Genomic DNA, 10,577 nt, shown 5'->3' on the forward strand with positions numbered 1-10,577 from the left:
CTGATATTTACGCGCAGGTTAACGTAACAGTGCCCTCCGAAATTAGCCTGTCAGAACAGAGCCAGATTTTAGCCAATCCGGTTCAAAACGCCGAACAGGAAGCTGCGTTGAAGCCGGTTGTACGGGCGATCAAACATCTTGAAGATGTGATCGATACCGAAACGCGCCTTCTGCTTGAAGGCGGCAATCCAGATCTCGCTGAAATTAATGCGCGCAAAAGCCGTGGGCTTTATGATTTCAACAAGGCGATGACCAAGGCTTCAGACCTTGCAGGACCAAGCATGATGAAGGGTTTGCAGCCGCTGCTCGACAGCCTTAAACAGAAGCTCGAAAAGAATTGCGAAGCGCTGCAACTTCACCTGCGCGCGGTTGGCGAGCTTGCTGATCTTATTCGCGGTGCGCTTGAAACGCAGGATGCCGATGGCACTTACAGCCGCCAAAGCGCAAGGCTTGGTCACGTTCGATGATCCGCATTATCGCCATTGGTCTGTGGATCTGTGCCGTCGCTTTAGGCTCGCTGTATTTTGCTGTTCAGAAGGGTGGCAACCCTTCTGACGAGGTCGCAGCATCGCCGGGTGGCTTTGGCGGGCTTGATTACGTGAAGACCGATGTCATGAGCGTGCCGATCATCACCAATGGATCGGTTGCCGGCTATGTGGTGACTCAATTGGTTTACACGGTCGATACCAATATCCGTAAGAAGTTGACTGTACCGCTCGAATATTTCATCACTGATGAGATATTTCGCAAATTTTACGGTAGTTATTCGGATACGAAAGAAGTTGAGAAAGTTAGTTTTGAGGATGTTCGCGCGTCAATCATTGCAGACATCAATTCGCGTTTTCCCGAGCCGGTGATCAAGGATATTCTGGTCGAGCAGTTCAACTATATTTCGGCTGCTGAAATCCGCGCAATGAACATGCGTGGCGGTGCTACCCCGTCAGGGCAGCAGGCAACGGCTCAGAGAGAGTAATATTTGCCAGCAAGCTGGCTCAGTCGTTCCTCGTTCAGAGGCGGAACAGTCACATCATTTATGAGCTGTACACCGATTTCGCTGTTGGCACGCCAGGCAACTTGCGCCAATAAAGCGCGGCCATAAAAATCGTCGAACAGCCAGAAACGCTCTGGTAAATTGGGCACATCCGTTGTTCTCAATCGCGCTCCATGTGGCGCGATATCTCTAAACTGGCATTCGATAATAAAACGCCCGTCAAGACTTACGATCTTGCCAGACCTAAGTCGCGTTTGCTGTCGCTCTTCGCTGCGCCTTTCATTTGGCGGTTTTTTACGTACCATGACAACCTGCTTCTTGTTCCCCTTGAGCCAGCTTTATAACACTATTGATCTATCCAAGGGTTACTTGAACGGAGCATGCACGTGTTTCTTTCTGAATATGGCTAATTATTGTAAGGATAAGCGATTGGTAGGGGAAGGAGAGCCGAAATGGGTGAGGGATCGATTATACGAAATGGCGCGATAGTACTGGTGACAGGCGGCGGCACGGGTGTGGGGCGTGCAATAGCCAAGGCGCTTGGGGCACAAGGCTATGAGGTTGTGATTTCAGGGCGCCGTATCGACGTTTTGGACAATACAGCCAAGGCGCTTGCAGTGGATGGCGGAGGGAGTTTTCACGCTATTGCAGCCGATGTCAGCGACCCTGTCGCCGTGCGCAATCTTTTTGATGCGATTGTCGAAAAATTTGGACGGCTTGACCTGCTGGTCAATAATGCTGGTGTTTTTGTTCCGGGTGTTGCGCTCGAAGATATAAGTTTCGAAGACTGGAATAGAATTGTGGGGGCTAATCTGACAGGTGCATTTTTGTGCACGCAACATGCGTTCCGCATTATGAAAGCGCAGAACCCACGCGGTGGGCGCATCATTAATAATGGGTCTGTTTCAGCTACTACGCCACGCCCTAATTCGGCGCCTTATACCGCTACCAAGCATGCGATTACGGGACTTACCAAGTCCACGGCGCTGGATGGTCGTGATTTTGATATTGCCTGTGGCCAGATTGATATTGGAAATGCGGCAAGTGACATGACGCAAACAATTTCAACCGGGGTTATTCAGGCCAATGGCAATTATGCCGCTGAAGCAACGATAGATCCAGTGCATGTAGCCAATGCGGTTGTGTATATGGCAAGTCTCCCGCTTGATGCCAATGTGTTGACCATGACGGTGATGGCAACAAAAATGCCATTTGTGGGTCGGGGTTAACACGTTTTTGATAAGTGTTTAACGCGGACCTTGCAGCAATGCGCGAGCCACGCCTTCATTGGTAACGAGACGATTGACATAGCCGCCGCGCAGAATGGCGCGAATAATCGGTATCTTGTTTAATCCACCTGACACCAGAATAGATGCAGGCTTGAGTTTAAGCTTATCAGGCGGCAGGGCAATGATTGAATCATTGAGAAAATGATCGATTGGTTTGCCCTGAGCATCAAGAAAATATCCTAGAAACTCCCCAACTGCACCAAGTCTCAGTACAGCGTCGAGATTATCTTTCACGACCCTGATATGCGTGAGTGACGTCTCGGATGTGAGCGAGCCGCAGGAGACGAGGCCAATATCTGCAATTTCCGTTCTCGCTAAAACGTCCGTGAGTTCGTCGCTTAGCAGGATAGCATCGCGACTTTCTCTGTTGGCACAATAGATGGGTGCGGTGAGATAGTGACATTCAACACCAAGCGCACGCGCAAATGCGGTTGCGACTTCAAACGTATTGGTGGAGGAGCCGCTCGTCACGCCGCCGGTCAAACCAACCACCCAGCTTTCAGGCTTTGGCCGTGCTCTCAAGCTTCTTACGGCGAAGCTGAGTGTGCGACCGGAGGCTATACCCACGCCCATATCGCGCCCTGAAATTAATTCGCTGGTCATCGCGCCTGCGGCTTCACCAATAACGCGCTTCTGCTCCAGATAATCATCAAGATCAGGAACCACAACCACCTCTGCAAGGCCATAGCGTGTAGCGACTTTTTCCGCGAGCTCGATACAATCCACGAGCGGCAGGCTGACACTGACTTGTATTTGCCCCGACTCTCGCACCTGACCGATGATCTTGTTGACCTTGAGACGGGTGATATTAAGACGCTGGGCAATTTCCTGCTGGGTCTGGCCGCCGATGAAATAGAGCCAGGCCACACGTGCGCGTTCCTGATCCTCATCCACAGACACCAAATTCTCGTTCATTCACTGGTCCTTAGCAGGTGATTTCGGTGTCTGCGAATTCTTGCAGGAAGAAGGGTATGTCTCAACTCTTTTCATGAATTGGAGCTATGCCGCAATGTTTTTTGGTCATATGCGGGTTTAATTTTCAAAGCAGCAGGACATTTCAATCATTCAATGGGTGTCGTGGATATTGCCTCCTGTTCACATTTTAGAGAACTCAATAAAGCATGTGTAATATAACGCTAAATAAACTTGACTATTAATATCATATTAAATATTGGGAGCGCGGCGGGCGAATTTCCCGCATGGCGGATAAAGCGATGACCAATAAAGATTACGAGAGAATGGCCTTCAGACGCTTCGTTGAAAGTGACATGTTTTGGGTCGCATATGCTGGTGCATTTGCTCTGATCATTCTCGTCGGCAATTTTTACGTCAATTGAGGTAGATAGCCATCATTCGTCGATTGGGTGTTCTGCAGATACGAGCAGCTTATCGATACGGCGTCCATCAAGATCGACAACTTCGAAAATCCAGCCATTTTTGACGAAAGTTTCACCGACTTCCGGCAGGTGTTTGAACTCTTCAAGCGCAAGGCCCGCTACGGTGCTGTATTCGGGATCTTCCTCGACTTCAAAATGTAAAAATGCCGAAAACTCGTCGATCGGCATCCATCCGGAGACCAGATAGGAGCCGTCATTTCGGCGAACAATCGCCAGTTCTTCGATGTGATCTTCCTGCATCGCGCCGATGATGGCTTCCATCACATCGCCTGCGGTGATGAGGCCTTCGAAATGACCATGTTCATCATAGACCAGAACCATGTGAGTGGGCGTGCCGCGGATGGCTTCAACAACATCAAGCGCGTCTGAAAAATCAGAGACGACCGGTACATCTTTCACGATTTCGCGGACATCGACGATACCTTTTAACGAAAGCTGGTTGAAGAAATCGCGTACCTGTAAAACGCCGATGACTTCGTCGGAGTTTTCACCGCGTACAGGAAGACGCGAGCGGCTGCTATGCTGCAATTGCTCGCGAATTTCCTCAAAACTGTCGCTGATATCAATCATTTCCACATCAAGGCGCGGAGTCATCATGCCGCGTGCGGTGCGGTCAGCCAGACGCATGACGCCTGCAATCATGCGCGATTCTTCGGTTTCAATGACACCGGCGCTATGCGCTTCTGCCAAGACGGATTTAATTTCCTCATCCGTCACGCCATCGCCTAATTTCCCAGACTGGCCGAGCAGCCTCAGAACGAGACGACCAGAGTTATCCAAGAGCCAAACAAGCGGTGCTGCCGCTTTAGAAAGCATTTTCATTGTTGGGGCGACACGGCTTGCAATGACTTCCGGTTCGCGCAGAGCAATCTGCTTTGGCACCAATTCGCCGACAATGAGCGACAGATAGGTGATCAATACGACCACAGAGCCCACGCCAAGTGCATCGGCAAGTGCGGGTGAGATGCCCTGACTGAGCAACCATCCGCTTAAGCGTGCGCCGAGTGTTGCACCAGAAAAAGCACCGGAAAGAATACCCACCAGCGTGATACCGATCTGGACAGTGGATAGAAATCGGCCAGGGTTTTCAGACAGTTCGATCGCCATCCGGGCACCAAGGCTGCCTTTATCGGCGAGGACGCGCAATCTTGCGGGACGGGAGGAAACAACTGCAAGTTCCGACATTGCAAGGACGCCGTTGAGGACTGTCAGCAATACCACCGTCACGATTTCAAATAACAAAACTGTCCTCGGAATTTAAGAATTGGATTTCTATCATAGGAATTATCATGGCCTCTTTCCAGAGGTGATTGAATAGAAATAAGAAATTCGTAACGAGTTGGCAGTGTTTTTTTAAGCGCATCCGAAAAGTGTGAAACGGCTTTCGAAAAAGATGGGTGTTAAAACAAACAATCAGATCAAAACGCGCTCTAAAGCGCATCTACTTTTGGCATTCGCGGCAAACTTGTCAGTAGTTTTCTTGTATAGGCATGTTGCGGACTGGCAAGAATATCGCGCGTATTGCCCTGTTCGACAATTCGGCCTTTTTCGAGCACAATCAGCCGCTCACAAAGCAAAGCCACAAGTGCGATATCATGCGAAACGACCACGAAAGTCGTGCGTTCGGACAATGTCCGCATGAGATCGATGATACGCGCACGCGTGGTAAGATCGAGCGCACTCACCACTTCATCGGCAATAATCAGGGCAGGATTGGCCACAATTGCACGCGCAATCGCGATACGTTGACGCTGACCGCCGGAAAACTCATGCGGATAACGTGTTGCTGCATCTTCTGGCAGATCGACCGCAGTCAGTGCTTGGGCGACAGCCTGCGATATGTCCGTCTCGATTTTCAGCGAGCGCAGCGGTTCAGCAATGATGTTGAACACGCGCTGGCGCGGATCGAGCGAGGAATAAGGATCCTGAAACACTGCCTGCACAGAACGACGAAAACCGCGCATAAAGCTGCGGTCTTTGATGTTGAGCTTCTGGCCACGAAAATTCACATCGCCGGACGTTGCAACCTGCAATCCCAGCAGCAGTTTGAGCATGGTTGTCTTACCGGAACCTGATTCACCCACGATGCCAAGATTGCTGCCGCTCTCAAGTGTGAGATCGATGCCATGGAGAACGGTTTTGCCGCCGCTATAGGCAAAAGATACGTTGGAAAGATCAATGAGGCTCATCGTGCCACCTCCAATGCATCGTCGAAGGCACGCGCTGCAGCAACCAGTCCCTTGGTGTAATCCTCAACTGGATTGGCAAAAAGCGATGTCACTGGTCCCTGCTCGATTAAATTGCCATGCCTGAGTACGAGTGCGCGTTCGGCGATGCTAGCAACGACCGGCAGATCATGGCTGATGAACAATAGGCCCATGCCTTCATCGCGAACGAGTTGCTCAAGAAATTTGAGGATTTCCGCCTGCGTCGTGACATCGAGCGCGGTTGTCGGCTCGTCAGCGATCAGCAGTTTTGGCCGACAGGCAAGTGCCATGGCAATTGCTGCGCGCTGGCGTTGGCCGCCCGAAATCTCATGAGGCCATGAGCTGGCGATGCGGGTCGGTTCCGGCAGGGATACGCGATCCAGGAGCGCAATAACCTCGCGTTCGAGTTCCGCTTTGCCAAGCTTGCGGCCATCGCGCGACGCACGGCGCTGCACCACTTCGGCCACCTGTTTGCCGATGCGCATCAGCGGATCGAGCGCGGTCATCGGTTCCTGAAAGACGGCGGCGACGCTTCGCCCACGCAGCGGAACAAGCGCACGATCACGCGCCCCGATAATCTGATGGCCTTGGAGCGTGATAGAGCCGCTTGCTTTCATTCCGTCCGCAAGCAGTCCCATGACGGCCAATGCGGTCAGTGATTTGCCGGAGCCGGATTCACCGATCAGGCCGACGCGTTCGCCCTGCGCAACCGAAAAAGACACGCCAGAAACGAGAACGCGGCCTGCTGTTTCGATCTCAAGATTTTCGACGTTCAACAATGGGCTCATCGTTGCCTCCTCCGCGTTGGATCGGCCACATCGCGCAAGCCATCTGCAAAAAGATTAAGCCCGATGACGAGTGAAACGAGCGCCAGACCCGGTGCGATTGCACCGAAGGGAGCTGTATAAACCGAAGCCTGCGCTTCCTGCAGCAATCGCCCCCAGGAGGCGTTTGGTGGTGGCGCGCCAAGCCCAAGATAAGACAATGAAGCTTCGGCAATCACGGCTAGTCCGAACAGGAGTGCGAAATTGACAATCAGTGTCGGCCAGATGTTCGGCAGCACATGGATACGAACAACACCGAGCCACGAAGTGCCGGATATGCGCGACGCTGTGACATAATCCATCGCCAGAACACGCTTTGCCAGAATGCGGGTCAGTCTTGCAACAATTGCAGCACCAGCAATGCCGATTGCGAGAATGGCTGTAGAAAGGCTTGCACCATCGCTTGAAGCGACGATCAGCATGGCCAGTAGCAATGTCGGAAAAGCGATCAGAATATCGAGCGTCGCTGCCAGCATATCGTCGAGCGTCTGCGTCGCAAAAGCAGCCAGAACGCCGATGGTCACGCCGATCACAGCGCTGATCGCAACAGCGCCAAGCCCGACAATCAGTGCGATGCGTGAGCCAATCATGATCTGTGTCATCAAATCACGACCGAGGCGATCTGTGCCTGCCCAGTGCGCCCACGAAGGGGCTGTCAGCCGTCCGCCAACCATGTCGCCGAGGCCATAAGGCGTCCAGAACAGGGTAAGCAGTGCAACAACGACATGAATGCCAACAAGAATACCGCCGACTACGAGCGGCCAAGGCAATCGGAAACGTTGCGAAGATGTGGTGATGCTGCTCATGCGCGGCCTCCCGCAGACCGGCTGCGCAATCGCGGATCGATCAAACGTTGCACCAAATCGGCAGCAAAGCCCATCAGAAGAACCAGAAGCGTCGAGACGAACAGGACGCCTTGCACATTGGGGTAATCACGCTGTTCAATACCCAAAAGCAGCATCGAACCAAGGCCCGGAAGCGAGAAAACACGTTCTACCACCACAGCGCCGAGAAGCGTTGATGCGAGTTCGATGCCGAGGATTGAAATTACCGGAACCGCGCCATTGCGAATGCCGTGACGGATCAGCGCTTGCGAGAACGTGGAACCCAGCGCGCGTGCCGTGCGCAGATAGTCGCTGCCCAAAACGTCCTGCGTTGCCGAGCGAACATAGCGGATCAGCGATGCTGACATGACAATCGCGATGGTGATGACAGGCAATGTCAGCGATTGAAATGCAGCAGGTGCGGATTGCCATCCACGTGATGGAAAACCGCCCGATGGAAACATGCGCAGTTTCACTGCAAAGACCCAGACCAGCAGAATGCCAATCCAGAAAACCGGCACGGCAATGCCAAGCTGCGAAACAACGGAAATGATGGAGCCATACCAGCTTTTTTGACGCACAACCGACAGGATACCGAGTGGTACTGCGATGATAATTGCCAGTACAAATGCCATTAATGTGAGCGGCAACGTCACGATCAGGCGTTTGCCAATTTCGGTCAGAACAGGCGCGCCGCTGACAAAGGAATTGCCAAGATCAAAGCGGACAAGCGAGCCGATAAATTGCGTGAACTGCTGATAAAGCGGCAGATCGGAACCGACCTGTTTGCGGGCTGCTTCGATCTGTGCCGCATCGGCACCAACCGACACAAGCGCATTGGCCGGATCGCCCGGCAAAAGGCGCAACAGCAAAAACAGAACGATAGCTGCGATGAATACCGAAACGAACAGAATGGCCGAACGGCGCAGGATATAGGCAAGAATGGCGAATACCTCTCAGGCACGAGGGAGCAGTTTTTGGCCACTCAGAATGCGATAACGCCGCCGGAAAATAATTCAGGCGGCGCTCTGTGTCGAGTATCAGTTCTCGATTATGGACAGCTGATTATTCAGCGGCCTTTGTAATATCATAGGCAAAGAACTGCGAATTCAAACCATTGAGCGGATAGCCACTGACTGACTTTTTAGAAACCACGATCTGCGGATAGAGGTAGAACCAGTTGCTGGCTGCGTCTTCTGCAATGATCTTGTTGGCTTCGGTCAGCTTCGCTGTCTGTTCGTCAGTCGTAGTGCTGGCTTCGGCCTCCTTAATGAGATCAACGACCTTCGGATTGTTGTAGCCCCAGTAAAAATCTGGATTGCCATAGAACACGATATCGCGGTGGTTCACATGCTCTTGCAAGGTTGCCTGAAAATCATGCGCCTTATAGACCTTTGTGTACCATTCATTGGCCGTGATCACATTGATATTCACCTTCACACCGATCTTGGCCAGTTCGCTCTGGATAAACTGCGCGGCAATTGGGTGCGGGTCATAATTCGGCGTATCAATGGTGAAAGTGAAGCCATCGGGATAACCAGCTTCCTTCAAAAGCTCTTTCGCGCTTTCAGGATTATAGGCATCTACACCCGTCAGATCGACATACCAGGGATCTGTTGGCGGAACGAACGAGCCGATCAGTGTGCCATAATCGCCCCAGACAGCATTCAGCAGCTTCTTGTCGTCGATAGCACGCGCCAGTGCCTTGCGTACCTTCACATTGTCGAAGGGCGCAATTCGGTCGTTATAGGCAAGCAGCAGCTTGGTCGTGGACTTGCCTTCGCTGACGGTAAAATCAGGATTGTCCTTGAACTGAGCCAGCGAATCCGGGCTTTGAACCGAAGTGATAATGTCTACCGAACCCGTCAGAAGCGCATTGTTAAGCGCGCTTGCGTCGGTGAAATACTGGAAGACAACCTCTTCGTTTTTCGGCTTGGTGCCCCAGTAATCGTCAAAGCGCTTGATCGCGAGCGATGAACCGCGGCGCCAGTCTTCCAGCGCGTAAGGTCCGGTACCATCTTCCTTCGATTGGAAATCGGTCGCTTCATCATTCACAACCCAGACATAGCTGAGATTGTAAGGGAGCGAGATCGAGCGCGATGAAAGCTTCACAACAACAGTTTCATCATCTGGCGTTTCGACGCCTGTAATGGTCTTGAGGCTGCTTTTGCGCGAGCTTTTGGATTCAGGCGCTGCAACACGCTCGATGGAGAACTTGACGTCCTTCGAGGTCAGTGGCGCGCCAGAGTGGAATTTTACACCCGGCTGAAGCTTGAACGTGTAAGTCAAACCATCGTCGCTGACCGTGTAGTCCTTGGAAAGAACCGGCTCAACTTTGCCATTGTCGTCCAGGCGGAACAGCGCTTCATAGACATTGCCGTTGAAAGCTTCGTTGATGCCCTGACCTGCGCCTGCAGTGTTATCGAGGTTCTGCGGCTCGTAGAGCGACCCGATATTGATGGTGGCGTCCGGGTTGCCTTGCTGCGCATGAGCCTGAGCGAACGAGCCGAATGCCAGCGCAACGCTCAGCGCTGTCGTCAGGCCCCAGTTGCTCAGCTTCATTTTGCGATTGCGAATGGTCAAACCGCTCATTTTATTCTCCTGCTTCGAGGTCGCTATAAAGCCCTCAGTTGATACAGGTTATACAGCGACCGCTAGAACAACGATAAGCGGCGCAGTCAGACCATACGAGGATTCTTTAGAAGATTATTCTATAATAAACAAAATTGGTAGACGATTTATGCTTCACGATAGCTTGATAGCCATTGCGCTGCAAAAATTGCGTTATGAGGCGGCTCAGTTCTATATAAGCGACAAAAAAATAATGGCCTGCGCAGATGCAGCCACCCAACCATTGCATCGAGAGAATTTGATGAGCCAGATCGATCGCGTCAGAACACAGTCTCTTCTTGGGGCAGAAGGGCTTGATGCGCTTGCGCTGTTTCAGCCCGAAAACTTCCGCTATGCGACTGGTGTTTCAGCCGGTGTTGCGACGATGTGGGGTCGGGCGGGCACTGTTACGTTAACCTGCGCGTAAATATCAGC

At 52.2% G+C, this 10,577-nt stretch carries 12 protein-coding genes and 1 pseudogene; 5 read left to right on the forward strand and 8 right to left on the reverse strand.

Features of this window, described 5'->3' with window-relative positions:
- The first annotated feature begins 41 nt into the window (after positions 1-41).
- Positions 42-467 carry a flagellar protein FlgN gene (locus CEV31_RS19600; RefSeq protein ID WP_374847582.1) on the forward strand — a complete coding sequence of 142 codons (426 nt, stop codon included), beginning with the start codon at positions 42-44 and terminating at the stop codon, positions 465-467.
- Positions 464-973 carry a hypothetical protein gene (locus CEV31_RS19605; RefSeq protein WP_094509750.1) on the forward strand — a complete coding sequence of 170 codons (510 nt, stop codon included), beginning with the start codon at positions 464-466 and terminating at the stop codon, positions 971-973. The genes CEV31_RS19600 and CEV31_RS19605 overlap by 4 nt, the downstream gene beginning before the upstream one ends.
- On the opposite strand, the gene CEV31_RS19610 is transcribed toward CEV31_RS19605, so the two are convergent.
- Positions 961-1,296, reverse strand: a complete 336-nt coding sequence (locus CEV31_RS19610; protein ID WP_094509752.1) for a PilZ domain-containing protein — start codon at positions 1,294-1,296, stop codon at positions 961-963. The two genes, CEV31_RS19605 and CEV31_RS19610, sit on opposite strands and share 13 nt — an antisense overlap.
- A 147-nt stretch (positions 1,297-1,443) precedes the next feature.
- On the opposite strand from CEV31_RS19610, the gene CEV31_RS19615 reads away from it, so the two are divergent.
- Positions 1,444-2,220, forward strand: coding sequence for an SDR family oxidoreductase (locus CEV31_RS19615; protein ID WP_094509754.1), 777 nt, complete (start codon positions 1,444-1,446; stop codon positions 2,218-2,220).
- Positions 2,221-2,238: 18 nt separating this feature from the next.
- On the opposite strand, the gene CEV31_RS19620 is transcribed toward CEV31_RS19615, so the two are convergent.
- Positions 2,239-3,195 (reverse strand): sugar-binding transcriptional regulator, encoded by a 957-nt coding sequence (locus CEV31_RS19620; RefSeq protein WP_094509756.1) that lies wholly within the window; start codon positions 3,193-3,195, stop codon positions 2,239-2,241.
- Positions 3,196-3,494: 299 nt separating this feature from the next.
- Between CEV31_RS19620 and CEV31_RS21465 the strand changes: the two genes are divergently transcribed.
- Positions 3,495-3,617, forward strand: a complete 123-nt coding sequence (locus tag CEV31_RS21465; RefSeq protein WP_268876361.1) for a hypothetical protein — start codon at positions 3,495-3,497, stop codon at positions 3,615-3,617.
- A gap of 12 nt (positions 3,618-3,629) precedes the next feature.
- Here the strand turns inward: CEV31_RS21465 and CEV31_RS19625 are convergent, their stop codons facing one another.
- The 6 genes from CEV31_RS19625 to CEV31_RS19655 form a co-directional block, all read right to left on the reverse strand.
- Positions 3,630-4,919: a hemolysin family protein gene (locus CEV31_RS19625; RefSeq protein ID WP_094509758.1), complete on the reverse strand. Its 1,290-nt coding sequence runs from the start codon at positions 4,917-4,919 to the stop codon at positions 3,630-3,632.
- A 188-nt stretch (positions 4,920-5,107) separates the two neighbouring features.
- Entirely contained in the window at positions 5,108-5,866 is a 759-nt protein-coding gene (locus CEV31_RS19635) for an ABC transporter ATP-binding protein (RefSeq protein ID WP_094509762.1), read from the reverse strand.
- A complete protein-coding gene (locus CEV31_RS19640; protein WP_094509764.1) occupies positions 5,863-6,672 on the reverse strand; it encodes an ATP-binding cassette domain-containing protein in 810 nt (269 codons plus the stop codon). The genes CEV31_RS19635 and CEV31_RS19640 overlap by 4 nt, the downstream gene beginning before the upstream one ends.
- The gene (locus CEV31_RS19645) at positions 6,669-7,514 is read right to left on the reverse strand and encodes an ABC transporter permease (RefSeq protein ID WP_094509766.1); all 846 of its coding nucleotides are present in this window, start codon (positions 7,512-7,514) and stop codon (positions 6,669-6,671) included. Before CEV31_RS19645 ends, CEV31_RS19640 begins: the two co-directional genes overlap by 4 nt.
- Positions 7,511-8,461, reverse strand: coding sequence for an ABC transporter permease (locus CEV31_RS19650; RefSeq protein ID WP_268876362.1), 951 nt, complete (start codon positions 8,459-8,461; stop codon positions 7,511-7,513). Before CEV31_RS19650 ends, CEV31_RS19645 begins: the two co-directional genes overlap by 4 nt.
- Before the next feature lie 136 nt (positions 8,462-8,597).
- Entirely contained in the window at positions 8,598-10,124 is a 1,527-nt protein-coding gene (locus tag CEV31_RS19655; protein WP_094509770.1) for an ABC transporter substrate-binding protein, read from the reverse strand.
- A 280-nt stretch (positions 10,125-10,404) separates the two neighbouring features.
- Between CEV31_RS19655 and CEV31_RS19660 the strand changes: the two are divergent.
- Positions 10,405-10,548 (forward strand): annotated as a pseudogene (locus CEV31_RS19660) (aminopeptidase P family N-terminal domain-containing protein); the annotation flags it as partial.
- Positions 10,549-10,577 lie beyond the last annotated feature (29 nt).

The sequence above is a fragment of the Brucella thiophenivorans genome, from assembly GCF_002252445.1.
In the GTDB taxonomy this organism is placed as follows: domain Bacteria; phylum Pseudomonadota; class Alphaproteobacteria; order Rhizobiales; family Rhizobiaceae; genus Brucella; species Brucella thiophenivorans.

What these genes read in the sequence shown, in the direction of transcription:
- CEV31_RS19605 (WP_094509750.1), top strand. Translation starts at nt 464, where the DNA reads ATGATCCGCATTATCGCCATTGGTCTGTGGATCTGTGCCGTCGCTTTA.
- CEV31_RS19610 (WP_094509752.1), bottom strand. Translation starts at nt 1,296, where the DNA reads ATGGTACGTAAAAAACCGCCAAATGAAAGGCGCAGCGAAGAGCGACAG.
- CEV31_RS19615 (WP_094509754.1), top strand. Translation starts at nt 1,444, where the DNA reads ATGGGTGAGGGATCGATTATACGAAATGGCGCGATAGTACTGGTGACA.
- CEV31_RS19620 (WP_094509756.1), bottom strand. Translation starts at nt 3,195, where the DNA reads ATGAACGAGAATTTGGTGTCTGTGGATGAGGATCAGGAACGCGCACGT.
- CEV31_RS21465 (WP_268876361.1), top strand. Translation starts at nt 3,495, where the DNA reads ATGACCAATAAAGATTACGAGAGAATGGCCTTCAGACGCTTCGTTGAA.
- CEV31_RS19635 (WP_094509762.1), bottom strand. Translation starts at nt 5,866, where the DNA reads ATGAGCCTCATTGATCTTTCCAACGTATCTTTTGCCTATAGCGGCGGC.
- CEV31_RS19640 (WP_094509764.1), bottom strand. Translation starts at nt 6,672, where the DNA reads ATGAGCCCATTGTTGAACGTCGAAAATCTTGAGATCGAAACAGCAGGC.
- CEV31_RS19645 (WP_094509766.1), bottom strand. Translation starts at nt 7,514, where the DNA reads ATGAGCAGCATCACCACATCTTCGCAACGTTTCCGATTGCCTTGGCCG.
- CEV31_RS19655 (WP_094509770.1), bottom strand. Translation starts at nt 10,124, where the DNA reads ATGAGCGGTTTGACCATTCGCAATCGCAAAATGAAGCTGAGCAACTGG.